Below are 26,899 nucleotides of genomic sequence, written 5' to 3' on the forward strand. Positions count from 1 at the left end.
GGGCCAGGGATGGCGCTATCGGCGCGCCTGCGCCGCGCTGGCGGCAAGCGCCGCGGCCACTTCAGGTGGCGATGCTTTGCGCCCAGGCCAGCGCCGACAGGTGCGCCTTGTTGACGTCGAGCGGGCTGAATTTAAGCGAGGCGGCCAGCGACGACACCAGGTTCGAGTTCAGTTCGCAGGCTTCGGCCAGCGCCAGATAGGGGCCGTATTTGCCGCCGCGCGTGAGCAGCGCCTCGACCACCTCGGACGGCAGTTGGATGGTTTCCAGCACTTCCTTCATGGGCAGGCCGAGCAGGCGGTCGAGCAGCGAGAACATGCCGGCCACGAACAGGTTTTCCGCCTCGTGCTTGCCGAGCGCGCCAACGCCGAGCAGCTCGGCCAGGCGCCCGCGCACCACCGCCGTCTCCATCAGCACCGGCGAGTAGCCGCTGGTGCTGGCGGTGGCCAGCAGCAAGGTCAGCCAGCGGTACAGCGGCGCGTAGCCCAGCAAGGCCAGCGCCTGGCGCAGCGACTGCACCTCCGCCCCCAGGCCGAAGCTGGCCGAGTTGATGAAGCGCAGCAACTTGTACGACAGCGCGGCGTCGCGCTTGAGGGCGTTTTCGAGGTGCTTGATGTCGGCGTTTTGGTTCACCATCTGCATCAGTTGCAAGATGATGGTCTGGGCCGGGTTCATGCCCTTCACCGGCGCGTCGCCGCCGCGCGGCGTCAGGTGCAGCTTGCCGACGAAGGCGTCCAGCCCGAGCGCGGCGCAGGCGTCGAAGTCGGCCCAGGTCGCCACCGGCCGGCCCACCATGCGCACCGACGATTGTTTTAAGGCGGAAAAGACGCGCGCCTGCGCCGCCACGTCGGCGCCGGTAAAGCGCACCTCGACGTAGGAGGCGATGGCCGCCAGGTTCTTGCTCAGCAGCGCCGCCGGCGCCTCGCGCAGCGAGATGCCGACGCCGCCGGCGCGCAGGCCGCGCACCGCCGCCAGCGTGTCGCGGTTGTGCAGTTCGGCGCTGCGAATGCTCAACACGGTGAATTCGGGCGGCATCGAGAACAGCGCGTCGGTTGACAGCATCGCCGGCACCGCGTCGAGGAACAGCAGTTTGTCGCGCAGCAGCCAGCCGCGTTCGTCGTCGACCAGTTGCGCCGCGACGAAGCCGATCAGCTCTTCGAGCTGGGCGTCGGTCGAGGCGGCCGCGCCGCTTTGCTGCCACGACAACTCATAGCCAATGACGCGCTGCTTCGGATCGAGCAGCGGTTCGCGAACGATGAAATTGGTTTGGTGCATGGCGGCGGCTCGGGTAGGCTAAAGTGTGGCACGCGCAATGTGCGAGCAAGACGAGTGTATCACCACACCTGCGGCCCAGGTAGCCCGGCAGCCTCAATATTGCGTGAAAGCATCAGAAGGGGCGCGGCTATCGCGCCGACGCGGGCGCGATCAGGCCGCGCCTGGCCGTGTCGTCTTTACGCGGCGTCGGCGCAGACGTCATCAACGCCAACGGCGTAACCCTGGGGTCGGACCCTGGAGGTCTGACCCCGGCTGTTTGCCGCTGCTTGGTTGTGAGTGCGCCGGCGCGCGAACGACGCATCGCCGGGGTTTTGTCAGGCGCCGGCTTTTTCGAGTTTTTCGAAAATTTTGTTGAGCTTCTCGTCCAGCGTGGCGGCCGTGAACGGCTTGACCACATATCCGCTGGCGCCGGCTTGGGCGGCGGCGATGATGTTTTCTTTTTTCGCTTCGGCGGTCACCATCAACACCGGCAACTTGGCCAGCGCCGGGTCGGCGCGAATGTGCTGCAACATCGTCAGCCCGTCCATGTTCGGCATGTTCCAGTCGGACACGACGAAGTCGAACGATTCCGCGCGCAGTTTCGCCAGGCCCATGACGCCGTCTTCTGCCTCGTCAACGTTGGCGTAACCCAGTTCTTTCAACAGATTCCGGACAATGCGACGCATTGTCGAAAAATCGTCAACAACTAAAAATTTCATCTTTGGATCAGCCATGAATTACTCCGTTGTTTCTCTAGCGGTTTATTAATAAGGCGACATGAATGCCGGCGCGTACGCCAGCACTACGGCAGCAGTTTATAGGATAGCATTTTCGTTGCCCTTAGGCGAACAAAGTCGCGTAAAAACGCATGAAAGCTGATTTACACACGCAAAGCGCGCATACCGTGCTTGGCCAGGTATCCCAGCACCATGGCCGGCAGCGCCGTCAACGCGCCGACCTCGTGCGCGCCGCCCAACGCAATGGCTTCGCGCGGCATGCCGAACACCACGCAACTGGCCTCGTCCTGGGCGAAATTATACGCGCCGGCCTGCTTCATTTCCAGCATGCCGGCGGCGCCGTCCTTGCCCATGCCGGTCAAAATCACGCCGACCGCGTTCTTGCCGGCGGCCAGCGCGGCCGAGCGGAACAGCACGTCGACCGACGGCCGGTGCCGGTTCACCGGCTCGCCCTGGTCGATCTTGGTCATGTAGTTGGCGCCGCTGCGCGTCAAGGTCAGGTGCGAGTGGCCGGGCGCGATGTAGGCGTGGCCCGGCAGCACGCGTTCGCCGCCGGCCGCCTCCTGCACCGAGATCTTGCACAGCGAGTCGAGGCGCCGCGCGAACGAGCGCGTGAAGCCCTCCGGCATGTGCTGGGTGATCAGGATGCCGGGGCAGTCCGACGGCATCTGCATCAGGAATTCGCGGATCGCCTCGGTGCCGCCGGTGGAGGCGCCGACGATGATCAGTTTTTCGCTCGACGTCAAGGGGTTGCGCAGCGCCGGCAGCGGCGTCGCGCCGGCCTCGCCGGCCACCGGCAGCGTGCGGGCGCGGATGCGCGCCTTCGAGGCCGCGCGGATCTTGTCGGCGATCATCTCGGTGTATTCGCGCATGCCGCTCTGGATCGAGATCTTCGGCTTGGTCACGAAGTCGACCGCGCCCAGTTCCAGCGCGCGCATGGTGATCTCCGAGCCGCGCTCGGTCAGCGACGACACCATCACCACCGGCATCGGCCGCAGCCGCATCAGTTTTTCCAGGAAGTCGAGCCCGTCCATCTTCGGCATCTCGACGTCGAGCGTCAGCACGTCCGGGTTGGTTTGTTTAATCAGCTCGCGCGCCACCAAGGGGTCGGGCGCCACGCCGACGACCTCCATGTCGGGCTGGCTGTTGACGATTTCGCTCATCACGCTGCGTATCAGCGCGGAGTCATCCACGATCAGGACTTTGATCTTCATACTGCCTACTTTCCGGGCCTGGCCCTGGTCATTAATACCGCTGTGTTAAAACAACTCGATCTCGCCGCCGACCGGCTGCACCTTGAGGCGCTTGGCGTAGTCTTGCTCGCGTTTGACCAGCGTGTCGTTGTGGGTCTGCATCAATTTTTTCACCAGCACCTTGCCGGTGCGCGGGAAAAAATACACCTTGCGCGGGTGGATGTCGTTCAAGTCCTCGGCCACCACGCGCATCTTCTCGGCGCGCAGATAACTGAGCACGAAAGCGGCGTTGCGCTCGCCGACGTTGATCGCCGTGAAGCCGCGCAGCACCGCGCCGCCGCCGAACACCTTGGCCTCCATGTTCTCGCGCCGGGCGCCGGCCTTGAGCAAGTCGTTGATCAGGATTTCCATCGCGTAGGTGCCGTAGCGCATCGAGGCCGACACCGGGCTGCTGGCGTCGCCGCCGCCGTCGGGCAGCATGAAGTGGTTCATGCCGCCCAGGCCGCTGACCCGGTCGCGGATGCAGGCCGACACGCAGGAACCCAACACCGTGACGATCAGCATGTCCTTGTTGGTGAAGTAGTATTCGCCCGGCAGGATCTTGGCGGCATCGCAGTCGAACGTCCTATCGTAATAAACGTTGGTGGCAAACTGGTCTTTGGAATCTAAGCTCATAGTCTATTCTCATGTTCGATGCGGGGACGTCTTGTGGCCGGCGCCGCGCTCGTCCAACTCGTACACCGTCTTGCCGCGCAGTTTCAGCGACTCCGAGACATACAAGAAATTCTCCGAGTGGCCGGCGAACAATAGCGCGTCCGGCTTCATCAGCGGGACGAAGCGCGCCAGGATCTTGCGCTGGGTCGCCTTGTCGAAATAAATCATCACATTGCGGCAGAAAATCACGTCGAACTGGCCCGACAGCGGCCAGCCGTCGGCCAGCAGGTTGAGCTGCTTGAAGGTGATCAGCTGGCGCAATTCGGGGCGCACCCGCACCATGCCCTCGCGCTCGCCCTTGCCGCGCTGGAAAAAGCGCTTGGCCCGCTCCGGCGCCATCTTGTCGAGCCGGTCCAGCGTGTAGACGCCGCTGGCGCCCGCCGCCAGCACGTTGGTGTCGATGTCGGTGGCGACGATCGTCACCGGCGGCGTCAGCGTGTTGAAGGCCTCGCAGGCGGTCATGGCGATCGAATACGGCTCCTCGCCGGTGGAGGCGGCCGAGCACCAAATCGTGGCCGGGCCGCCGATCTTTTTCAAGTGGTCGGCCAGCAGCGGAAAGTGGTGCGACTCGCGGAAAAACGAGGTCAGGTTGGTGGTCAGGGCGTTGGTGAACGCCTCCCACTCGTCGCCCAGGCGGCCGGCGTCGAGGTCGTCGAGGTACTTGACGAAGGAGTGGATGCCGGTGGCGCGCAGGCGCCGCGCCAGCCGGCTGTAGACCATTTCCTGCTTGCTGTCGGCCAGCGCAATGCCGGCCCGCTTGTAAATCATGGCGCGGACCCGTTCGAAGTCCTTGCCGGTAAAATCAAATTCTTTGACGGTATCCGTTTTATTATGCGGCATCTGTATTACCTTTTTAAACTTGCAAATCAATGCCTTGCTGCGGTTGCCGCCATGGCTTTGCCGCGCCGCCACGTCCGAATCGCTGTTCGCGTGGCGGCGCGCCGGTAACGCTTAGAACTCCTCCCAATCGTCGCCGGCCGGAGCGGTCAGCTTCTTCTGGGCCGGCGCCGCGGCGGCCGGTGGCGCCGCCGCGGCCGCCCGACGGCCGACGGCGGCGCGCGCCGCCGGCGCCGGCCGCGCCGGCGTCCGCGCCGGCGCGGCGTGCGCGGCGTGCGCGGCGTGGGCCGGCGCGGCGTGCTCGTGCTCGTGGTCGTCGTCGAGCTTGAAGATACTCACCGCCTGGGCCAGCTTCAACGACTGTTCCTGCATGCTTTCGGCGGCCGCCGCCGCCTGTTCGACCAGCGCGGCGTTCTGCTGCGTCATCTCGTCCATCTGCGTGATGGCTTGGTTGACCTCTTCAATGCCGTTGCTCTGTTCCAGCGTGGCGGCGGTGATCTCACCCATGATGTCGGCGACCTGCTTGATCGACGTGACGATCAAGTCCATGGTCTGGCCGGCCTCGTCGACCAGCTTGCTGCCGGCGTCGACCTTGTCGACCGAGTCGCCGATCAGCTGTTTGATTTCCTTGGCCGCGCCGGCGCTGCGCTGGGCCAGGTTGCGCACCTCGGAGGCGACCACGGCGAAACCGCGGCCCTGCTCGCCGGCCCGGGCCGCTTCGACGGCCGCGTTCAGCGCCAGGATGTTGGTCTGGAAGGCGATGCCGTCGATGACGCCGATGATGTCGACGATCTTGCGCGAGCTGTCCTTGATCGAACCCATCGTGCTGACCACCTGCGACACCACGCTGCCGCCCTTGACCGCGACCGACGAGGCCGACACGGCCAGTTGGTTGGCCTGGCGCGCGTTGTCGGCGTTTTGCTTGACGGTCGAGGTCAGCTCTTCCATCGAGCTGGCGGTTTGTTCCAGCGAGCTGGCTTGCGACTCGGTGCGCGAGGACAGGTCGGCGTTGCCGGAGGCGATTTCGCGCGAGGCGATGGTGATCGTCTCGGTGCCGGCGCGCACGTCGGTGACGGTCTTGACCAGGCTTTCGTTCATTTCCTTGAGCGCCCGCAGCAGCGCGCTGGTTTCATCCTTGCCGGTGACCTCGACGTGCGAGGTCAGCTCGCCGGCGGCGACCTTTTGCGCCACCTCGACCGCGCCGCGCAGCGGCCCGGTGATGCTCTTGGTGGTGACGATGGCGCAGACCACGCCGACGGCCACGGCGACGCCGCCGAGCGCGAACAGCATCAGCATCAGGCGCATGTCGCCGGCCACCGAGCCGTCCATGAAGCTGCGCGCGGCGCTCTGCTGCAGGCCCAGCAACTGGTTGATCGCCACCAGGGTTTTCTGGTTCAGCGGGTCGATGCGGCTGGCGATGACCTTGGCCGCGCCTTCGCTGTTAAACGCCAGCACCTGGCCGATCGCCTCCTTGAAGGCGACGTCGACTTCCTTGTCGAAGGCGGCGATCTCGCCCAGCACCTTCTTCTCGGTGTCGTCCAGGCCCAGCGTCTGCAGCTTGTCGCGCGCCGCCTCGTAGCGCTTGCGCTGTTCCTTGACCTTGCCCTCCTCCTTCTGCATCAGGCTGACGTCCGACTGCAGGCCGATGTTGCGCATGGCGATGCCGGTTTCCAGCATCGCGCTTTTCATCGCCGCCGCCTGGGCGATCTTGGCGTTCGACAGCTCGACGCCGGTGACCAGCTCGGCCTTGTTGCGGTAGTTCAGGAAATTGGCCGACAATACCATCGCCACCAGGATGGTCAGAATAATGCCAAAACCAATTCCCAGACGAGTGCCAATCTTGAAGTCGCGTAAATTCATTTCAGTCTCCGTAAAATCCCACTTTGTCCTGCCGGCGCCCCCGCTGCGCGCCGGCAAACCCCTGTTGACCCGGTCTCTTGCGAACCTTCGGCCGGCCGCCCCCGCGTCGACGGCGTGGTCCGGCAGCACTGCATGGCCCTACCTTACCGCAACGCGGCCCGGGCGGAAAACAATTCCGCCGTCACGCCGCCAGCTTGTCGATCAAGCCCATTTCGCCGCTCGACATCAGCTTGTCGATGTCGACCAGGATCAGCATGCGCGCGTCGATGGTGCCCAGGCCGATCATGTAGTCGCTGCTGAAGGCGGTGCCCATCTCCGGCGCCGGCTTGACCTGGTCCGGCGTCAGCGTGGTGACGTCGGAGACGCTGTCGACCACCATGCCGACGATGCGCCCGCCGATGTTGAGGATGATGACGACGGTGAACTGGTCGTACACCGGCGTGCCGAGCTTGAACTTGATGCGCATGTCGACCACCGGGATGATGATGCCGCGCAGGTTGATGACGCCCTTGATGAACTCGGGCGCGTTGGCGATGCGCGTCACCACCTCGTAGCCGCGGATTTCCTGCACCTTCAGGATGTCGATGCCGTATTCCTCCGAGCCGAGCGTGAAGGCGAGGAATTCATGGCCGGCGATGTCCTTGCCGTCGGCTAGTTTCAGCCCTGAGTTTTGCTGGTCTGCCATGATGGTTTCCTATCTGGTCAAGAGGGGATGGATTCGTCGGCCAACTGGCGCGATGAACGGATGAGGGCTGTGACATCGAGGATCAGCGATACGCCGCCATCGCCCAGGATGGTCGCGCCGGACACGCCGACGACCTTGCGGTAGTTCGACTCCAGGTTCTTCACCACCACCTGCTGCTGGCCGACCAGGTCGTCGACGAACAGCGCCGCCTTGCGGCCCTCGGTTTCGAGGATCACGCAAATGCCCTGCGACGGATCGGTGAAGCGCGGCGCGATGTCGAACATCTGGTACAGCGGGATCAACGGCAGGTATTCGCCGCGCACCTTGACCACGCTGCCCTTGCCGCTGATTTCCTTGACGTCCTCGGGGGCCGGTTGCAGCGACTCGATGACGTAACCCAGCGGCAGGATGTAGACTTCCTCGCCGACGCGGATCGACATGCCGTCGAGGATCGCCAGCGTCAGCGGCAGCGAAATCGAAATGGTGGTGCCGAAGCCCTTGGCCGAGCGGATGTCGACGGTGCCGCCCATGGCGCCGATGTTGCGCTTGACGACGTCCATGCCGACCCCGCGGCCGGACACGTCGGTGACCGCCTCGGCGGTCGAGAAACCCGGCGCGAAGATCAGTTGCCACACCTCCGGGTCGCTCATCTGCTCGGACACGGCCATGCCCTGCTGCAGCGCCTTGGCGAGGATGCGTTCGCGGTTCAGGCCGGCGCCGTCGTCGGACACCTCGATGACGATGTTGCCGCCCTGGTGGCTGGCCGACAGGAACAGCCGCCCGGCCTCGCTCTTGCCGGCGGCGGCGCGCGCGGCCGGCATTTCGATGCCGTGGTCGATGCTGTTGCGCACCAGGTGCGTCAGCGGGTCGACGATGCGCTCGATCAAACCCTTGTCGAGTTCGGTGGCGGCGCCGTTGGTGATGAAGTCGATCTTCTTGCCCAGCTTGGCGGCCAGGTCGCGCACCATGCGCGGGAAGCGCGAGAACACGAAGTCCATCGGCATCATGCGGATCGACATCACCGCTTCCTGCAGGTCGCGGGTGTTGCGGGTCAACTGGCCAATGCTGTTGAGCAGGCGCTCGTGCAGCATCGGGTCGAGCGCGTCGGCGCGCTGCTCGATCATCGCCTGGGTGATCACCAGCTCGCCGATCAGGTTGATCAACTGGTCGACCTTCTCGATCGAGACGCGGATCGACGAGGACTCGGCGCCGGCGCCGGCCTTCTCGCCGTCCTTGCGGGCGGCCGGCTTCTTGTCGGCGTCGGCGTCGGCCAGGGCCTCGCCGCGGACGGCCGGCGCCGCCGGCTCGGGCGCGGCGATGCCGGCGACGGCGCGGATTTCCTCGATCGGCTGGAAGAAGCCGTAGCCGCGCTCGGCGTCGCTCGGTTCGTTCGACAGCGCGCGGATTTGTTCGATCGGCTGGAAGAAGCCGTAGCCCTCGCCGGACTCGCCGGCGGCCGCGGCGAACGGTTCGATCGGGTCGAAGAAGCCGTAGCCGAGCGCCCCTTCCACCTCGGCGCGGGCGGCGTCCTCGATGCCGCGCTGGGCCGGCGTCAACGGCGGCGCCTTCGACACCACCAGGTCGTCCGGGTTCAGCACGAACGAGCAGATGGCGATGATGTCGTCCAGGCTTTCATGGGTCGTCACCATCATCGCGTGGCGCTCGCCGTCGAGCGGCGTCAGCGCGACCAGGCCGAGCAGGCCCAGTTCGGCGGCCAGCGCGTGCACCTCGCGCAAGTCCATCGGCGGCAACTCCAGGCGGTAGCGGGTGCCGCCCTCGTGGTTGACGACCTTCACCTCGGCGCTGTGGAAGGACGGCGCCGGCGCCATCGCGTGCACCGGGGCGCCCTGCGACAGCGACTGCAGCATCATGCGCACGTCGGCCACGGCGTCCTGGTCGACGGCGCTGCCGAGGCGGTGGCCGTCGAGCTGCACCTTGAGGATGTCCTTGGCCGCCAGGAAGGCGTCGACGTGCTCGGACGTCAGCGCCATCTCGCCCTTGCGGATGCGGTCGAGCAGCGACTCGAGGATGTGGGTCACCTCCGACATGTCGGTGATGCCGAACGTCGAGGCGCCGCCCTTGACCGAATGGGCGGTGCGGAACACGGCGTTCAGGTCTTCGGCGTCGGGCGCGGCGATGTCGACGGCCAGCAGCAGCCGTTCCATTTCGGCCAGCAGTTCCTCGGCTTCATCGAAAAAGACCTGGAAGAACTGGCTTATATCGATGGTCATGTGGTGACTCCGTCAAATTCGCGTTGCATCTGTGCACTCCATGGCGAACATTAGCCGATCACCTTCTTGACCACCTCGATCAGGCGTTGCGGGTCGAACGGCTTGACCAGCCAGCCGTTGGCGCCGGCCGCGCGGCCCTTCGCCTTCATCTCGTCGGACGACTCGGTGGTCAGCATCAGGATCGGCACCTTCTGGTACGCCTCCTGCTGGCGCAGCAGCTTGATCAGTTCGAGGCCGTCCATGCGCGGCATGTTCTGGTCGGTCAGCACCAGGTCCACCGTTTGCAGCTTGGCCTTTTCCAGGCCGTCCTGGCCGTCCACCGCCTCGACCACCAGGTAACCGGCGGCCTTCAGGCTGAAGGCCACCATCTGGCGCAGCGAGCTAGAATCATCCACTGCAAGTATCGTTTTAGCCATCTTTGCTCCCACTATTTTAATTCCGGGCACCGCGCCCGCTTGTTTGACCGATTGTGTCGACGCCCCCCGGGCTAGAACAGCTCGATGTCGCCGCTTTCCAAATGCTGTTGACTGACTGCCTTGCGCAGCACGCTGCGCAACTCCAAACTCTGTATCGCCAGCGCCATGCTGACCTTGCCGAGCAGTTCGACGATTTCATCGTTGTCGCTTTCCGGCAACATTTCAGCCCCGTGCGAACTCAGCGTGCCGAGGAATTCGCGCAGGCCGGTGACGCGTTTCAGCGTGCGGTCGATCAGCTGGCTGGTCATGTCCTGGAATTGCATGCTGGTGATGGCGGCGTTGACATAGCCGCCGACCTCGCCCTGCATCGCCGCCAACCTGGCGCCATCCTCGGCGCTGGGCACGCCGCCGGCCAGCAACAGGTCGATGGTCTGCTGCTGCGCGGCGACGGCGGCGTGGATCGCCATGAAGTTGCTCGACAGCTTCTCGATCGCCTCCTCCAGCAGGAAGCCGGTCTGCACCAGGTCGGTCTCGACTTCCGTCAAATGCTTGCGGCCGTGGTCCGAGACACCGGACAGCAGGCGCTTCACGTGTGAGCCAAGGATCTTTTTTCTCGTCATAACCGTTCTCGTTTTCCAGATGCGCGCCCAGACGCGCGCCTTGCTATTTTTTCAGTGGCTGCGGCGGCGGCGCCGCCGGCGCCGGCTCGGCCGGTACGTCCAGCGCCGCGCCGTCGCGCAACACGTTCTCTTCGGTGCGCTTGTTCATGACGATGATGCTGATGCGCCGGTTGATCGGATTGAACGGGTCGGCCCGGTCCAGATGGGCCGCCGACGCCAGTCCGACGACGCGCAGGATCTTGCCCTCGGCCATGCCGCCGACGATCAGCTCGCGCCGCGAGGCGTTGGCGCGGTCGGCCGACAACTCCCAGTTGCTATAGCCGACGTCGCTCATATACGGCGTCGAGTCGGTGTGGCCGGACAGGCCGATGCGGTTCGGCACCTCGTTGAGCACAAAGCCGATCGCCTGCAGGATCTCGCGGGTGTAGGGCTGCACCACGGCGCGCGCCAGCGCGAACATCGGGCGGTTCTGCTCGTCGACGATCTGGATCCGCAAGCCCTCGCTGGTAATGTCGAGCAGCAGCTGGTTCTTGTATTTGCGCAGCGCCGGATTGGCGTCGATGGTCGCCTCGATCTTCGCCTTCAGCGCCGCCAGGCGCTGCCCCTCTTCGCGTTCGAGCGCCGCCTTGGCGCCTTTCAGGTCGAACGTCTTCTTGACCAGCGGGTCCTCGCCTTTTTTGACCTGGCCCTGCTGCCGGCTCAAGTCCTCGCCGCCGCCCGGCACCACCGAGGAGCTGTCGCCGCTGCCGGAGCCGCCTTGCATGGCCACCTTCAGCGGCGTCTTGAAGAATTCGGAAATGCCGTTCAGGTCGCCCTTGGTGGTCGAGCCGAGCAACCACATCAGCAAGAAGAAGGCCATCATCGCGGTCACGAAATCGGCGTAGGCGATCTTCCACGCGCCGCCGTGGTGGCCGCCGGCGGTTTTCTTGATGCGCTTGACGATAATCGGACGCAGGCCTTCATCCGCCATGTTGTGCCCCTTGCGTGTGCGGCAAACCAGCTTGCCGCGGTGTCGACTGCCGCGATGTGTTCATGGTGCGCCGGCGCCTATTTCGTCTTCGATTTTTTGATATGCTCTTCCAGTTCGCCGAAGGTCGGACGCTCGGTCGAATACAGTACCTTGCGGCCGAACTCGACCGCCAGCGCCGGCGCGTAGCCGTTCAGGCTGGCCAGCAGCGTCACTTTAACGCATTGGAACATCTTGGTCGACTCGTCGAGCTTTTGCTCCAGCAGGCTGGCCAGCGGACCGACGAAACCGTAGGCCAGCAAGATGCCGAGGAAGGTGCCGACCAGCGCGTGGGCGATCAGCATGCCCAGCTCGGCCGGAGGAATGCCGACCGACTCCATCGTGTGCACCACGCCCATGACGGCGGCGACGATGCCGAACGCCGGCAGGCCGTCGCCGAGTTTGGCGACGCAATGCGCCGGCACGGCGCCCTCGTGGTGGTGGGTCTCGATTTCATTGTCCATCAGATTTTCGATCTGGAACGCATCCATGTTGCCCGACACCATAAGGCGCAGATAATCCGTCATGAATTCAACAATATGATGATCCTCCAGAACCGACGGATACTTGCTGAACAAGGGGCTATCTTGCGGGGTGTCAATGTCACCCTCGATCGACATCAGGCCTTCCTTGCGCACCTTGCTGAGCACGTCGAACAGCAGCGACATCATCTCCATGTACAAGTCGCGGGTGTAGCGCGAACCCTTGAACAGGCTCGGCACCGCCGCCATCGTGGCCTTGATGGCCTTGCCGGTGTTACCGACCAGGAAGGCGCCGAGCGCGGCGCCGCCGATCATCAGCAGTTCCAGCGGCTGGAACAGCGCGGCCAAGTGCCCCCCCGCCATGGCGAAACCGCCGAAGACCGAGCCGCATACGATCACGTAACCAATAATAACTAACAAGTGCACTGACTCCCAAAATAAGGCCGCGCTGCAAACTTCGGCTGGTCCATCTATCCATGCTCAGGCACAACAAGCACGAGGGGGCAGAATGTATACGGAAACCGACCCGGTTTCATAAAAATTACAGGTGGAACGACAAACAGGTGGAACCACAATAACCTGACTATGGCCACCGAGCAAGTAAATAACGCAGAGGTGTGCTTAAAAGTACCAGACATACAGGGCCGGCCCGCCGGGTGTGGCGGCGATGCTGCGGTCGGGCTTTTGCGCGGCGATATTGAACTCATAACTAAACAACATCGTACCCGGGCGCATCTCGCGCGCCGCCTTTTCCCACAGCGCCGCCATCGCCGCCGGCGACAGGTAGGCGAACACCGCATCGTAGTTGCCGAAGTCGAGCCGCTCGTAGTCGCCGCGCACGAAGCGCGCCGCGCTGCCGCCCAGGCGCGCGCGCAGCACGCTCAGCAGCCACGGCAACGGCGCCAGTTCGATGCCGGTGAAGACGCAGTCGGGACGGCGCCGCGCCAGCTCCAGCACCAGCCCGCCGAGGCCGCTACCGATGTCGATCAGGCGCGCCGGCCGCTGCGAAGGCAGCAGCCGGGCGACCGCGTCCCAAACCGCCGGGCCGGACGGATAAAACGGCACCTGGGTGCGGAAGGTGGACCAATACAGGCCGAGCAGGAAGAGGAAGGCCAGCAAGAACAGCAGCGGCGGCAGGTGCAGCGATTGCGCCGCCAGCAGCGCCAGCGGAAACAGTAGCTGGATCGCGCGCCACCACGACGCCAGGCCGCAGCGCCAGCTCAGCGCCGCCGCCAGCGCGCCCTGCAACAGGGCCACGCCAACCATCGGCGGCGGCAGCCCGGCGCGCGCCAGCAGATACACCAGCGACAACATCAACGGAAAGGCGAGCGCCTGCAACAGCGCCGCGCGCACGGCGGGCGCGCGCCACAGCTGGCGCGGCAAACTCACGCGGCAACCCGTCCGGCCAGTACGCGGGCAGCCGGAATCACGCCCCCAGCGGCAGGTTGGCGCCGGCGGCTTCTTTGGCTTTTTTGGTTTTGCCGGCGCGCGAAGGCATGTGGCACAGGCCGCAAACGTAGTCGGCGGTCAGGTCGAAGGTGTTGACGACGAACTTGCCGGTGCATTTTTTGCACGGCGCCATCGCCAGCATGTTGCTGTTGAAAAAACGCACCAGGGTCCAGGCGCGCGTCAGCGACAGCAGCGGCTCTTCGCCCGGTTCCGGCGGCATTTGTTCAAGGTACAACTTATAGGCCTTCATCACCGCTTCGATGCCGCTGGCGCCGGCGTGCTCGACCAGGAAGGCGTGGATGTTGATGAACAGCGAGGAATGGATGTTGGGTTGCCAGGTAATGAACCAGTCGGTCGAAAACGGCAGCATGCCCTTCGGCGGCGAGACGCCCTTTAATTCCTTGTAGAGATTGAGCAGGCGTTCGCGCGACAGCGACACTTCGGTCTCAAGCAACTGCAGACGGGCGCCAAGCTGGATCAGTTCGATCGCAAGCTGGATCTCCTGCGCTTCCGACACCACACTTTTCTTGGCCATGTTCTCTACTCCGCGGTTGACGCTGAAACTGGTTAAGCGATTTCTTCGACGGCTTGGCCGGCCATCAGGATGGCGGCGTGCGACTGGGCCAGCGAGCGATCTTTATTATAGTTCGTCAACATGCCCAGAATGGCGCTGTCGTCGAAGCGGAAGCGGGCCAGCATCATGTTGCCGCCGGCGAGCTTGAGAATCTGGGCGTTGCTCATGCCTTCGATCAGCTCGGCGATATCAGCGGCGATGCCAAGACGGAAGATTGCCGTTACCTTGTCCGCGCGGATCATCTGCTGGGCCAACATCAGGTAGCTCAGGTTGGCGTCGCGAATTTCGGCCATCATGTCGTTAGCAGTCATTTCCATCTCCTCAGTGCGTTGAACTCATCCGGCGTCTGTTGCGTATTGCCGATGAGATACATTCTGATGGAGCAACAAGTTTAACAGTAGAGGTGGCGCGCTGTATTTTTCGTCCGACAATAGACGGTGCGACCTGTAGGTGTTTGTCCGACAAACACTAGCAGGTCATGCTGTGACGCCCGTGGAGGACGCTATTTGATGGGGCTGAAAAGTTCAAAAGCTGACTTCCTGCCTGAGGTGGAAACGCCGTTTTCTACAACTCTTTTGTGCTGCGACAACCGCTTCTACTTTCTATAACGGCAGCCTCGCCGAGAACTTGAGGGGTATTTTGAAAAAACTTTGAAAAATCTTTCAATCTCTTTCATGTACTCTTTTACGGCGGCCGCGGCGGGAACTTGAGGGTTTTTTGAAAATAATGCGAAAAAACTTCAAAATAGTTGCCGTAGCCCGGGACGGGGCCTTGAAAAGCGCTCACTTGGCGGGCTGTACGTGTTCGGCTGCGACAAATTAGTTACGGACGCCTACATCACCGTCGTCGGCTTCCAGGCCGTGGCCCGAACCGGCCAGCATGGCGTCGGCGTACTCGCGCTGCTGGCCGCGGGGCGGCGCCGACAAGCGCGGGCCGGCTGCGCGGACGAAAAAAACCGGCCCGCGCTTGCGTCGCAAGCGGGGGCCGGTTTGGCGTCGGACAGTAAGGCTTACTTGGCCGGGGTGTTCAGCAGCATGTCATTCAGGCGCTTGACGAAGGCCGTCGGATCGGCCAGCGAACCGCCCTCGGCCAGCATGGCTTGGTCAAACAAGATGTGCGACCAGTCGGCGAACAGCGTGCCCTTTTCGGCGTCTTCGTACTTCAGGCGCGTCACCAGAGGATGGTTCGGGTTAATTTCCAGAATCGGCTTCGATTCGGGCGCGCTTTGACCGGCGGCCTTCAACATGCGCAGCAGGTTGCCCGACAACTCATTTTCATCGGCGACCAGGCAGGCCGGCGAATCGGTCAGGCGGAACGTGACGCGCACGTCCTTGGCCTTGTCGGCCAGCGCTTCCTTCATCTTGCCGACCAGGTCCGCGTACGAGGTTTCGGTCTCTTCGTGCTCTTTCTTTTCGGCTTCGTCTTCCAACTTGCCCAGGTCGAGGCCGCCCTTGGCCACCGACACCAGTTCCTTGCCTTCGAAGTCCTGGATGAACGACAGCATCCATTCGTCGACGCGGTCGGTCAGCAACAGCACTTCGACACCCTTCTTGCGGAAGATTTCCAGGTGCGGGCTGTTCTTCGCGGCGCGGTAGTTGTCGGCCGTGACGTAGAAAATCTTGTCCTGGCCTTCCTTCAAGCGCGCCACGTAGTCGGCCAACGAGGTGTTCTGCTCGTCGCCGTCGTTATGCGTGCTGGCGAAACGCAGCAGCTTGGCCAGACGCTCCTTGTTGACCGCGTCCTCGCCGATGCCCTCTTTCAGCACCTGGCCGAACTCTTTCCAGAAGGTCGTGTACTTGTCTTTTTTCTCTTGCTCGTCGGCGTTGGCCAACTCTTCCAGCATGCCCAGTACGCGCTTGGTCGACCCTTCGCGGATCACCTTGACGTCGCGCGACTCTTGCAGGATTTCGCGCGAGACGTTCAGCGGCAGGTCGTTCGAATCGATCACGCCCTTGACGAAGCGCAGGTAGGCCGGCATCAACTGCTCGGCGTCGTCCATGATGAAGACGCGCTTGACGTACAGCTTGATACCGCCGCGCTTGTTGCGGTCCCACATGTCGAACGGCGCCTTGGCCGGAATGTACAGCAACTGCGTGTACTCGCTGCGGCCTTCGACGCGGTTGTGCGTGTGCGTCAGCGGCGCCTGGAAGTCGTGCGAGACGTGCTTGTAGAATTCCTCGTACTGCTCGGGCGTGATCTCGGACTTGTTGCGTGCCCACAGCGCGCTGGCCTGGTTGATCGTCTCGAATTCTTCCTTGACGACGGTTTCCTTCTTCTCTTCGTCCCATTCCTCTTTCTGCATTACGATAGGCAGAGAGATGTGGTCGGAATATTTGCGGATGATCGACTTGATCTTCCAGCTCGACAGCAGCTCGTCCTCGCCTTCGCGCAGGTGCAGGATGATGTCGGTGCCGCGCGCGGTTTTCTCGACCGGCTCGATGCTGTAGTCGCCCTCGCCGGCCGATTCCCAACGCACGCCTTCGGACGCGTCCACGCCGGCGCGGCGGGTCTCGACGGTGATCTTGTCGGCGACGATGAAGCCTGAGTAGAAGCCGACGCCGAACTGGCCGATCAGGGCGGCGTCCTGCTGCTGGTCGCCCGACAGCTTGCCGAAGAATTCCTTGGTGCCCGATTTGGCGATGGTGCCCAGGTGCGAGATCGCCTCATCGCGGCTCATGCCGATGCCGTTGTCGGAAATCGTGATGGTGCGCGCTTCCTTGTCGAAGCTGACTTTGATTTTCAGTTCGTGGTCGTTGCCGTACAAGGCGTCGTTGTTGATCGCTTCGAAGCGCAGCTTGTCGGACGCGTCGGAGGCGTTCGAAATCAGCTCGCGCAGGAAAATTTCCTTGTTCGAGTACAGGGAATGGATCATCAATTGCAGCAGTTGCTTCACTTCAGCTTGAAAGCCAAGGGTTTCTTTTTCGGCGACAGCCATGTTTTTACCTCGTGTAAGACTAGTTGAACGGATGTAAGCAAGATGGGGATTATAAACATGGATTTCAAGGGCATGGCCGAAAGCGCCCGCCGACAACAAAAATGGCGGCCGAAGCCGCCACTTTTCGCACTATCAAGCGGTACTAGGCTTGGCGGCGGCGCAGGAAGGCCAGACCGGCCAGGCCCGCCAGCAGCATCGTTACCGTGCTCGGCTCGGGCACCGCGGAGGTCATCCGCACGTAGATCGTTTCGGGAACGCCGGACAAGACGCCGTTGACGCCATCGGTCACGCGCCCCTGGTCAAAGTCCTGCGCGTCGACGTGCGAGAAATAGCTCCAATACTCGGAAGCGTAGATGTAGTGGGCGTGGTTGTAGAACGTGCCCGAGCTGACGATGCCGCCCGGGTTGCCCGGGGCGATGAAGTCGTTCCACAGCGGATGCGCCGCCCATTCGGCCGCGGTGGCGGTGCGCCAACCCTCCGCCGCGCGATACGCGGCCGGCTGGATATCGCCCGGGCCCCACTCGTTCGGCGCGATCGGACCGGCGTACACCCAGTCCAGACCGGAGCCCGCGTAGTTCATCAAAACGTAGGCGCCGGGAATCGGCGTGGCCGAGCTGATGATTTGCGCCTGGGCGCTGCCGACGCCAACAACCACAAGTAACGAAGCAAGAAGTATCCGTTTCATATTACCCCCTTATTGGTTTTTTTATAAGCAAAGAGGATGCTAGGCAAAAGTAATTTGGCCGAAACGGGCGCACGCGGTCACGCCCCACACCAGCTTCCGCCCCCCGCATGGCCCGACTCTTCGTCGTTGAAACCGAAAGAACCAGACCAGCGGGTACCACCGCAGCCCAAGCTTCCCCTGCGCATCGCGCCCGCCGTATCGCTTTAACGGACAGCTAAAATCCTAGCACAGAGTTATTTTATTTGCTTGCATTTTTATTACTAATATTTACAATATGGAATCTTTATTTGGCAACTCGACAAGGCGCCGGCGCCTACTGGCGCGGCAGCTCGCGCTCGAAAAAACGCCATACCGCCGGGTCCTGCATGGTCGCCACGTTCAGGCGCATGCGCGTCGACGGCAATTGCTTGGGCGAGAACAGGCTGGCCGGCGCCAGCAGCAGGCCCTGCGCCATCGCCTTTTCGGTCAGCACGTTGGTGTCGCAGCCGGCGTCGACCCAGACGAACATGCCGGCCGGCGCGGCCACCTCGATGCGCAGCCCGGCGCGCTCCATCTGCCGCACGGTCTTCTCGCGCACGCGGTCGAGCCGGGCGCGGATGCGCTCGGCGTGCTTGCGGTACAAACCCTCGGAAAGGATTTTGTACACCACCCGCTCGCTGATTTCGCCGCTGGTCAGCGTGACCAGCATTTTGCGGTCGGTCAGCCGCGTGGCCCACGCCGGCGAGGCGGCGATGAAGCCGACCCGCAGCGTGGCCGACAGCGTTTTCGAGAAGCCGCCCAGGTAGATCACGCGGTGCAACTGGTCCAGCGCGGCCAGGCGGGTGGCCGGCTGCACGCCGCTGCCGGGGTGCAGGTCGCAATAGATGTCGTCCTCGACGATGATGAAGTCGTGCTCCTCGGCCAGGCGCAGCACCTGGAACGCCTTGGCCGCCGACACCGAGGTCGAGGTCGGGTTGTGCAGCACCGAGTTGATCACGTACAGCTTGGGCTTGTGCAGCGCCGCCATCTCGGCCAGGAAGGCGATGTCCGGGCCGTCGGCCAGGCGCGGGATGCCGATCACCTTGGCGCCCAGCGCGGCGAAGGAGCCGAACATCAAGAACCAGGCCGGGTCGTCGACGAAGATGGTGTCGCCGGGCCGGGAGAACTCGCGCGCCACCAGGTCGAGCGCCTGCGTCACGCCCACCGTCATGACGAACTGCTCGGGCGCGGCGGCGATTTCCAGCTCGGCCAGCTTGATCTGCAACTGCTGGCGCAGCGGCAGGAAGCCTTGCGCCTGGCCGTAGCCGAGCAGCGCCGCGCCGCTCTGGCGGCTGACCGCGCGCAGCGCGTTGGCGATCAGGCCGGCGTCGAGCCAGTCGGCCGGCAACGTGCCCACGCCCGGCGCCTGGCCCAGCGGGGTTTGCCGGAACATATTGCGCACCAGCCAGACCACGTCCAGCGGCTGGGCCTCGCCGGCGCCGGCCGCGCCACTGGCGGCGCCCGGCGCGGCCGGCTGCTGCGGCGAGCGCTCGCGCACGAAGAAACCGGCGCCGCGGCGCGACTCCAGGTAGCCGCCGCCGACCAGCTTGTCGTAACTGGCCACCACCGTGAAGGCCGACACGCCGTGCGCCGCCGCAAACTGGCGGATCGACGGCATGCGCGCGCCGCTGCGCAGTACGCGGTCGTCGATACGCGCCGCTACCGCGCGAACGATCTGGTCGATCAGGGACTCGCCGGAATCGCGCGAAATCAGGCCGAGCGTCGTGGCCGCCGGCGGCGCCGCCGTGGCGTGGGAGTGCGTATTGGTCATTTTACCGTCACAGTATGTGAAATTATGTGGAAAAGTGTATTGGCACTGTATTGGTTTTGTAGTCTAGGATACATCCATTGAGCGAACAAATCCACTGCCGCGAACGTCGGAAAAAACACCGGCGTAACCCTGGGGTCAGGCCGTAAGGGCCGAACCCGGCTCGTCGCCCCCGGTTTGTGGCTCCACCAACACCACGCCAACTTGGAGACATGATGAACAACAGCACTCTTCCGCTGCCCGCCGGCGCCGCCGCGCGCCTCTCGAACGAAACCAAGGGCATGCTGCTCGGCCTGGTCGGCGTACTCATTTTCAGCCTGACGCTGCCCTTCACGCGGCTCGCCGTGGCGGCGTTCGACCCGGCCTTCGTGGCGCTGGGCCGGGCGCTGGTGGCCGCCGCGCTGGCCGGCGCCTGGCTGTGGTGGCAGCGCGCGCCGCTGCCGCCGCGCGGCGCGCTGCTGCCGCTGGCGATGGTGGCGGGCGGCTGCGTCGTCGGCTTCCCTTGGCTGACCTCGATCGCCATGCAAACCCTGCCGGCCTCGCACGGCGCGGTGCTGGTTGGCATATTGCCGTTGGCCACGGCCTTGTTCTCCGCGCTGCGCGGCAATGAAAAACCCTCGGCCGGGTTCTGGGTCACGGCCGTGACCGGCTCGGCGCTGGTCGTCGGCTTCGCGCTGCGCCAAAGCGGCGGCGCCTTCCACCTGGCCGACCTGGCGATGTTTGTCGCCGTGGTGCTGGGCGCGCTGGGCTACGCCGAAGGCGGCCGGCTCTCGCAAAGCATGGGCGGCCAGCAGGTCATCAGCTGGGCGCTGGTGCTGTCGGCGCCGCTGCTGTTGCCTTTGGTGCTGTGGCTGAGCTGGTCGCATGGCGCCGCCATCGCCGCCGCCGGCGCCGGCGCCTGGCTCGGCTTCGCCTACGTGTCGGTGTTTTCGATGTTTATCGGTTTCTTTTTCTGGTATCGCGGCATGGCGCTGGGCGGCGTGGCGCGGGTCGGCCAGACCCAGTTGGTGCAGCCCTTCCTGACCCTGCTCGGCGCCGCCCTGCTGCTGGGCGAAACGCTGGAATGGAGCACGGTGCTGTTCGCGCTGGCCGTCATCGCGGTGGTCGCGGTAGGGCGCAAGATGCAAATCAAACGCTGACATTCCGATTTTCGTAGCTCGGGTTAGCCGGGACGGCGCAACCCGACAACGTTGACCTGGAGCGGCGCGGCTCGCCTCGGCGCCCCCCGCGTCCGAGCTACGGCACCGCCGCCGGGCGAAACGCCGGCCGCTGGCAGTTTCTATGGTTTGCAGGCTCCGGCGGCGGCGGCCGCATCACTATATAGCTCGGCCCGACGGTTTTACCTGATTAAGTTCCGATTTTTGGCTTTAGTGGGCATAGCAGGCTGCAAGACGTACAATATCGGTACTCGCGGCTGAGCCGCCGGGCGCGCCAACCGCCCCGGCACCGGCGCCGGCCCGCGGCAATGGCATCGCACTAGCACCCGCGGCGGCGCCGTCCACACCCTGAACCCGCCGCACTTTTGGCACCTATATGGATACTACATGTCAGTTTACGCAAAACTCGAAGCGCTGAATATCACGCTGGCCAAACCGGCCGCGCCAGCCGCCGCCTATGTCATGCACGTGCAAACCGGCAACCTGGTGTTCATTTCCGGCCATATCGCCAAGAAGGCCGACGGTTCGGTCTGGGTGGGCCAGCTCGGCAAGAACATCGGCACCGAAGAAGGCCAGGCCGCCGCGCGCGCCATCGCCATCGACCTGATCGCCACGCTGCAAGACGCCTGCGGCGGCGACCTGACCCGCGTCAAGCGCATCGTCAAACTGGTCAGCCTGGTCAATTCGACCCCCGACTACACCGAGCAGCACCTGGTCACCAACGGCGCCTCGAACCTGCTGGGCGAGGTCTTCGGCGCCGCCGGCGTGCACGCCCGCGCCGCCTTCGGCGTGGCGCAGATTCCGCTAGGCGCCTGCGTGGAAATCGATCTGGTCGTCGAAATCGCCTGATCCGGCGCCGGCGCTTCCCCTTTTTTCGGGCGGCGCTTATCCGGCGCCGTTCTTTTATAGCCGCCACAAGCGCGCTTGTTACCCCGGCCGGGCGCTGCACGGTCCATCCTTAGTGAGACACGTATGAAAATTGAAAATCCAAATCCGATCCAGTGGCGTTTCGCCGAACGTGCCGAGCAGCTGCAAAGCTCCTTCATCCGCGAAATCCTGAAAATCACCCAGCAGCCGGAAATTATCTCCTTCGCCGGCGGCCTGCCCTCGCCGGCCACCTTCCCGGTCGAGGAAATGAAGCTCGCCTTCGACAAGGTGCTGTCGAACAACGGCAAGGTCGCGCTGCAATACGGCCCGACCGACGGCTACCTGCCGCTGCGCCAGTGGATCGCCGATTCGCTGTCGGCCAACGGCGCCAAGATCGTGCCGGAACAGGTGTTGATGACCTCCGGCTCGCAGCAAGCCCTCGATTTGCTGGGCAAGGTGCTGATCGACGAAGGCAGCCGCGTGCTGGTCGAAACGCCGAGCTACCTGGGCGCGCTGCAGGCGTTCTCGGTGTACCGCCCCGAGTTCGTCTCGGTCGCCACCGACGAGCACGGCCTGGTGCCGCAATCGGTGACTGCCGTGGCCGAAGGCGCGCGCCTGCTGTACGCGCTGCCGAACTTCCAGAACCCGACCGGGCGCAGCCTGTCCGTCGAGCGCCGCCTGGAATTGGTCGAAACCTGCGCCCGCCACGGCCTGCCGTTGATCGAAGACGATCCGTACGGCGCGCTGAGCTACAAGGGCGCGCCGTTCCCGAAAATGCTGGCGATGAACCCGGACGGCGTCATCTACATGGGCTCGTTCTCGAAAGTGCTGACGCCGGGCATCCGCCTCGGTTACGTGGTGGCGCCGCTGCCGCTGGTGCGCCGGCTGGAACTGGCCAAGCAAGCGGCCGACCTGCACACCTCGCAACTGACGCAGATGGTGGTGCATGAAGTGATCAAGGACGGCTTCCTGGACCGCCACATCCCGAGCATCCGCTCGCTGTACGGCGACCAGTGCCAGGCCATGCTGGCGGCGATGGACCAACACTTCCCGGCCGGCGTGCAATGGACCCGCCCCGAAGGCGGCATGTTCATCTGGGTCACGCTGCCGGCCCATATCGACGCCATGAAGCTGCTCGACGAAGCCATCGCCAACAAGGTCGCCTTCGTACCGGGTTCGCCGTTCTACGCCAACGCGCCGGAAACCAACACCTTGCGCCTGTCGTTCGTGACGGTGTCGCCGGAACGCATCCGCGAAGGCATCGCGATCCTGGGCAAACTGATCGCCGCCAAGATCTAAGTCCGCATCCCGCCTGCCGCGGCGCTTGGCGCCGCGGCAGGCCCCACCCCGTCGGCTCCGGCGGGGCTCCCCCCTCCCGCCCGCGCCGACCGGTGCTTGCATTGTATCCATGCAAGGATCATAAAAATTCATCCGTTGCAATACAATTCGATAGAATTGGCCATCTATTTACCTGTATCGCCGTTTTTTCTTCAGCCCTCTTCTAAGAATTTTTCACCCAAGAAATTACCAAAGCGGTATTATCCAAACAAAGAACGATTTCCAGATTAGGCCAGACTTTGTCAGCACGCGCAGAACCTTTCCCTGCCCGCCGCGCCAACGCAGCGGGCTGCATGGCGTCGCTCCGGCGTCCGCACCCGCGGCCGGAGCGGGCGCGTGCGCCCCGCGGCCGCGGCGTTCCGACCAGGGGGACGCCGTGACGCAGGCGCTTGGCGCGAGCTTTCCCGCGCGGCGCGAAGCCGCCATCCTGATCGTCGACGACGCCCCGGCGAACCTGACAATGCTACGCAAGCTGATGACGGACCAGGGCTACCAAACCTTCGTCGCCGTCTCCGGCGAGCGCGCGCTGACGATCGCCCAGCGCGTGCACCCCGACCTGATCCTGCTCGACGTGGTCATGCCCGGCATGGACGGTTTCGAGACCTGTCGCCAGCTCAAGCAAAACCAGCTGACCCGCGGCATCCCGGTGATCTTCATGAGCGCCAAGACCGATACCGATGACGTGGTCGCCGGCTTCGACCTCGGCGCGGTCGACTACATCAGCAAGCCGCTGCGCATGGCCGAGGTGTGCGCGCGGGTACGCGCCCAGTTGCAAATCCGCAGCAACAGCGAGACCCAGCAGGAACAGGCCGAGCGCCTGCGCACGATCGTCAACAACATGGCCGAGGGCCTGTTGATCATCGAGGCCGACGGGCGCATCCAGTTCACCAACCCGGCCTGCGACCACTACCTGGGCTACCAGGAGAACCAGTTGGCCGGGCGCGGCATCGGCGAGCTGCTGACGCCGCTAGTGACCCAGGAATACCTCGACTACTTCGCGATGTACGCGGCCAACCCGGACACCGCGCACAACCACGGCACGCGCGAGGTGGCGATCCGCCACAGCAACGGCGCCATCCTCAGCATGGACTTGACGCTGACGCCGATGTACCTGCGCCAGCCGCTCTACATCGGCCTGCTGCACGACATCACGCACCACAAGCAGTCCGAGGACGCGCTCCAGCGCGCCGCCTACCTCGACCCGCTGACCAAGATCGCCAACCGGCGCCACTTTGACAGCTTCCTTGAAAAAGAGTGGCAGCGCGCGGTGCGCAGCGGCGCGCCGCTGTCGCTGGTGGTGCTCGACGTCGACCACTTCAAGCTGTACAACGACAGCCTGGGCCACCCGGCCGGCGACCTGTGCCTGCAACACGTGGCGCAGGCGCTGCAAACGCACGCCTGCCGCCAGACCGACCTGGCGGCACGCTATGGCGGCGAGGAGTTCGCCTTGCTATTCGCCGAAACCGACGCCGAGGCGGCGCTGCCGATCGCCGAGGCGATCCGCCACCACATCGAGACGCTGCGCCTGCCGCACCCGCGCTCGGCGACGTCGGCATGGCTCACCGTTAGCATCGGCGTGGCGACCATCTACCCGCACCTGCTCGACAGCAAGGAGGCGCTGTTCGTCGCCGCCGACCGCGCCATGTACGCGGCCAAGGAAGGCGGCCGCAACCGCGTCCACTCGACCCACTCCGGCAGCGCCGCGTGGGACGCCGTCAAAGCCATCGTGACGCGCTAAGGCGCCAAACACAAGCAAGAGCGCAACCCTGCGCTCAACCCGCCCGCCCGCCCCCCCGCGAAGAGCCTGCCCCTTCACTTTTCCGCCTTGCCTGGCATTCACATGCCGGGCGCATTGACGCCGCCGCAACCGCCCCATCGCGCCCAACATTTCCATCGATTTGCAAGGAAAATCAAACGGAAGGCCATTTTCCCGAGCATTCCTGTGCCCAAGCGGAGAATTCTGTTGTTTTTACGAGCAGATTGTTGGTTTTTCTTTTAATTTTCTTAAATACTCTCCAAAACTCACTTAATTATTTTTAGATAAGTTACAATGCTGAAAAGAAATTATAGTTGCATCGACCACAACACGTCGACACCCTCTCTTTACTCCGGCTGTTCCGCGACAGCCACTACACGGGATTATTACCATGCTCGATACGCTTGCTCCGGAACAAGTGCGCCCACGCACTTCGCCTACCGCCCCACCCGCCCCGCCAATGGATATGGCCGACCTGCTGGTGGCCTACCTCGAACAGCTCGGCATTGAATATGTCTTCGGCATTCCCGGCGGCGCCATCGAGCCGCTCTACAACGCCCTGGCGCGCAGCGAGCGGCGCGGCGGCATTCGCCACATCCTGGCGCGCCACGAAGCCGGCGCCGCCTTCATGGCCGACGGCTACGCCCGCGAGACCGGCAAGATCGGCGTCTGCATCGCCACTTCCGGCCCCGGCGCCACCAACCTGATCACCGCCGTCGCCAGCGCCTACGAGAACAACATTCCGATGCTGGTCATCACCGGCCAGCCCGCCCTGCCCTCGTTCGGCAAGCACCCGCTGCAGGAATCGGGCTGCACCGGCATCAACGTGCTCGGCATGTTCCGCCACTGCACCCGCTACAACTCGCTGGTCTCGCACCCCCAGCAGTTCGAAGCGAAACTGATCGCGGCGCTGCAGAGCGCCACCCGCACCCCGCGCGGCCCGGTGCACCTGTCGATCCCGGTCGACGTGTTCCGCCAGCCGACCGCCGTGAGCGCCCCCACTTACAACCTTCAGGCGCTGCTCAAGCCCTCGTCGCTGGTGGACGACGACGCCGTCGACCAGCTGCGCGGCATGCTGTCCGAAGCGCGCAACGTGGTGCTGCTGATCGGCGGCTGGGCCGGCGACGGCATCGAGACGATCCTGCAGTTCGCCAGCCTGAAAGGCGCCACCTTCGTCACCACGCCGGACGGCAAGGGGCTGGTCAGCCCGCAGCACCCGCTGTTTCGCGGCGTGTTCGGCTTTGGCGGCCACGCGTCGGCCGAAGCGGCGTTGCGCGATCCGTCGGTCGACCTGATCGTGGCGATCGGCGCCAGCATGGGCGAATGGAACACCGGCGGCTGGAGCGACAGCCTGCTCAACGAGCGCCTGGTGCACATCGACGAATCGGAAGACCACCTGGCGCGCACGCCGATGGCGCGCTTCCACATGCGCGGCTCGATCCGTTCGATCTTCAACCGCCTGGTCGAGCGCACCCACCAGGCGTGCCTGGAGCACGACGCCCCCACCCAAAAGCGGCGCCTGCTGCGCGAACTGGCCAACATGAACTGGGAGCCGGACAGCATCCTGGCCGCCCCGCAAGCCTTCACCAGCGAGGCCACGCCGATCAAGCCGCAGCGCCTGATGCGCGACCTGTCGCGCCTGTTCCCGCCGAGCACGCGCTTTCTGGCCGACACCGGCAACAGCGTGGCCTGGGCAACCCACTATTTGCAGCCAAGCGACCGCCGCATGGGCGAGCGGCGCATGGGCGGCAACGGGCGCAAGCGCGTGCCGGGCCAGCGCCTGACGAGCGGCGGCTGGCTGCGCGTCACGATGAACTTCGCGGCCATGGGCTGGGCCATCGGGGCTGCCATCGGCACCGCCGCGGCCAGCCCGTCGGCGCCGGTGGTCTGCATCACCGGCGACGGCAGCATGCTGATGAACGGCCAGGAACTGTCGGTCGCGGTGGCGGAACAGCTGACCGTGGTGTTCGTCGTCCTCAACGACAGCTCGCTCGGCATGGTCAAGCACGGCCAGCGCCTGGCCAAGGCGGAACAGATCGGCTGCGCCATGCCGCCCACCGACTTCGCCATGCTGGCGCGCGCGCTGGGCGGGCGCGCCCACACCATCCTGTCGCCCGCCGACATGGACGCGCTGGATATCGACGCGATGCTGAACCACCCCGGCCCCACCCTGCTCGACGTGCGCATCGACGCCGATGAAGTACCGCCGATGAACAGCCGCATGCGCGTGCTGGCCGGCGACTTCTAATACCAAATCCCGGATTTTCGTAGGTCGGGTTAGCCCGCATGGGCGTAACCCGACTGGCGTCGGCAGCGGCC

At 64.4% G+C, this 26,899-nt stretch carries 23 protein-coding genes; 5 read left to right on the plus strand and 18 right to left on the minus strand.

All coding sequences use genetic code 11. The features are described from left to right. Positions 1-61 precede the first annotated feature (61 nt). The 18 genes from JANGC3_RS0110880 to JANGC3_RS0110975 all read right to left on the minus strand — a co-directional run bounded on the left by JANGC3_RS0110880 (position 62) and on the right by JANGC3_RS0110975 (position 19,465). Positions 62-1,273, minus strand: coding sequence for an EAL and HDOD domain-containing protein (locus tag JANGC3_RS0110880; RefSeq protein WP_017876515.1), 1,212 nt, complete (start codon positions 1,271-1,273; stop codon positions 62-64). 314 nt (positions 1,274-1,587) lie between these two features. Continuing rightward, positions 1,588-1,986, minus strand: coding sequence for a chemotaxis response regulator CheY (cheY, locus tag JANGC3_RS0110885; protein WP_026132837.1), 399 nt, complete (start codon positions 1,984-1,986; stop codon positions 1,588-1,590). Positions 1,987-2,132: 146 nt separating this feature from the next. Beyond that, on the minus strand, positions 2,133-3,203 hold the full coding sequence (locus JANGC3_RS0110890; protein ID WP_017876517.1) for a protein-glutamate methylesterase/protein-glutamine glutaminase: 1,071 nt from the start codon (positions 3,201-3,203) through the stop codon (positions 2,133-2,135). 45 nt (positions 3,204-3,248) lie between these two features. Beyond that, complete coding sequence (gene cheD, locus JANGC3_RS0110895) at positions 3,249-3,857, minus strand: chemoreceptor glutamine deamidase CheD (protein WP_017876518.1); 609 nt, start codon at positions 3,855-3,857, stop codon at positions 3,249-3,251. Between the two features lie 9 nt (positions 3,858-3,866). After that, positions 3,867-4,736 (minus strand): CheR family methyltransferase, encoded by an 870-nt coding sequence (locus JANGC3_RS0110900; RefSeq protein ID WP_026132838.1) that lies wholly within the window; start codon positions 4,734-4,736, stop codon positions 3,867-3,869. 111 nt (positions 4,737-4,847) lie between these two features. Next, on the minus strand, positions 4,848-6,593 hold the full coding sequence (locus JANGC3_RS0110905; protein WP_017876520.1) for a methyl-accepting chemotaxis protein: 1,746 nt from the start codon (positions 6,591-6,593) through the stop codon (positions 4,848-4,850). Positions 6,594-6,774: 181 nt separating this feature from the next. After that, positions 6,775-7,278, minus strand: a complete 504-nt coding sequence (locus JANGC3_RS0110910) for a chemotaxis protein CheW (protein ID WP_017876521.1) — start codon at positions 7,276-7,278, stop codon at positions 6,775-6,777. A gap of 17 nt (positions 7,279-7,295) precedes the next feature. After that, complete coding sequence (gene cheA, locus JANGC3_RS0110915) at positions 7,296-9,509, minus strand: chemotaxis protein CheA (RefSeq protein WP_017876522.1); 2,214 nt, start codon at positions 9,507-9,509, stop codon at positions 7,296-7,298. A gap of 50 nt (positions 9,510-9,559) precedes the next feature. After that, complete coding sequence (locus JANGC3_RS0110920) at positions 9,560-9,925, minus strand: response regulator (RefSeq protein ID WP_026132839.1); 366 nt, start codon at positions 9,923-9,925, stop codon at positions 9,560-9,562. A 71-nt stretch (positions 9,926-9,996) separates the two neighbouring features. Further along, the gene (locus tag JANGC3_RS0110925; protein WP_026132840.1) at positions 9,997-10,545 is read right to left on the minus strand and encodes a hypothetical protein; all 549 of its coding nucleotides are present in this window, start codon (positions 10,543-10,545) and stop codon (positions 9,997-9,999) included. A 43-nt stretch (positions 10,546-10,588) separates the two neighbouring features. Then, positions 10,589-11,515, minus strand: coding sequence for a flagellar motor protein MotB (gene motB, locus JANGC3_RS0110930; protein ID WP_017876525.1), 927 nt, complete (start codon positions 11,513-11,515; stop codon positions 10,589-10,591). 77 nt (positions 11,516-11,592) lie between these two features. Next, positions 11,593-12,453 carry a flagellar motor stator protein MotA gene (gene motA / locus JANGC3_RS0110935; RefSeq protein ID WP_026132841.1) on the minus strand — a complete coding sequence of 287 codons (861 nt, stop codon included), beginning with the start codon at positions 12,451-12,453 and terminating at the stop codon, positions 11,593-11,595. A 201-nt stretch (positions 12,454-12,654) separates the two neighbouring features. Next, positions 12,655-13,422, minus strand: a complete 768-nt coding sequence (locus JANGC3_RS0110940) for a class I SAM-dependent methyltransferase (RefSeq protein WP_017876527.1) — start codon at positions 13,420-13,422, stop codon at positions 12,655-12,657. 37 nt (positions 13,423-13,459) lie between these two features. Then, on the minus strand, positions 13,460-14,017 hold the full coding sequence (flhC, locus tag JANGC3_RS0110945; RefSeq protein WP_017876528.1) for a flagellar transcriptional regulator FlhC: 558 nt from the start codon (positions 14,015-14,017) through the stop codon (positions 13,460-13,462). 32 nt (positions 14,018-14,049) lie between these two features. Then, positions 14,050-14,367 (minus strand): flagellar transcriptional regulator FlhD, encoded by a 318-nt coding sequence (gene flhD, locus JANGC3_RS0110950; RefSeq protein ID WP_026132842.1) that lies wholly within the window; start codon positions 14,365-14,367, stop codon positions 14,050-14,052. A gap of 698 nt (positions 14,368-15,065) precedes the next feature. Further along, on the minus strand, positions 15,066-16,991 hold the full coding sequence (htpG, locus tag JANGC3_RS0110965; RefSeq protein WP_026132843.1) for a molecular chaperone HtpG: 1,926 nt from the start codon (positions 16,989-16,991) through the stop codon (positions 15,066-15,068). A 142-nt stretch (positions 16,992-17,133) separates the two neighbouring features. Beyond that, positions 17,134-17,676, minus strand: coding sequence for a PEP-CTERM sorting domain-containing protein (locus JANGC3_RS0110970; RefSeq protein ID WP_035787619.1), 543 nt, complete (start codon positions 17,674-17,676; stop codon positions 17,134-17,136). A 313-nt stretch (positions 17,677-17,989) separates the two neighbouring features. Beyond that, a complete protein-coding gene (locus JANGC3_RS0110975) occupies positions 17,990-19,465 on the minus strand; it encodes an aminotransferase-like domain-containing protein (RefSeq protein ID WP_017876535.1) in 1,476 nt (491 codons plus the stop codon). Between the two features lie 209 nt (positions 19,466-19,674). Here JANGC3_RS0110975 and JANGC3_RS0110980 point away from each other — a divergent pair, with 209 nt between their 5' ends. From JANGC3_RS0110980 to JANGC3_RS0111000, 5 genes are all read left to right on the plus strand, one after another. Then, entirely contained in the window at positions 19,675-20,601 is a 927-nt protein-coding gene (locus JANGC3_RS0110980; protein ID WP_017876536.1) for a DMT family transporter, read from the plus strand. Between the two features lie 405 nt (positions 20,602-21,006). Further along, positions 21,007-21,468, plus strand: a complete 462-nt coding sequence (locus JANGC3_RS0110985) for a RidA family protein (RefSeq protein WP_017876537.1) — start codon at positions 21,007-21,009, stop codon at positions 21,466-21,468. Between the two features lie 123 nt (positions 21,469-21,591). Beyond that, positions 21,592-22,785: an aminotransferase-like domain-containing protein gene (locus tag JANGC3_RS0110990; RefSeq protein WP_017876538.1), complete on the plus strand. Its 1,194-nt coding sequence runs from the start codon at positions 21,592-21,594 to the stop codon at positions 22,783-22,785. A gap of 415 nt (positions 22,786-23,200) precedes the next feature. Then, a complete protein-coding gene (locus JANGC3_RS0110995; protein ID WP_017876539.1) occupies positions 23,201-24,562 on the plus strand; it encodes a diguanylate cyclase in 1,362 nt (453 codons plus the stop codon). A 478-nt stretch (positions 24,563-25,040) separates the two neighbouring features. Continuing rightward, positions 25,041-26,828: a thiamine pyrophosphate-binding protein gene (locus tag JANGC3_RS0111000; protein ID WP_198292018.1), complete on the plus strand. Its 1,788-nt coding sequence runs from the start codon at positions 25,041-25,043 to the stop codon at positions 26,826-26,828. Positions 26,829-26,899: the final 71 nt, after the last annotated feature.

The organism is Janthinobacterium sp. CG3, assembly GCF_000344615.1.
Taxonomy (GTDB): domain Bacteria; phylum Pseudomonadota; class Gammaproteobacteria; order Burkholderiales; family Burkholderiaceae_D; genus Janthinobacterium.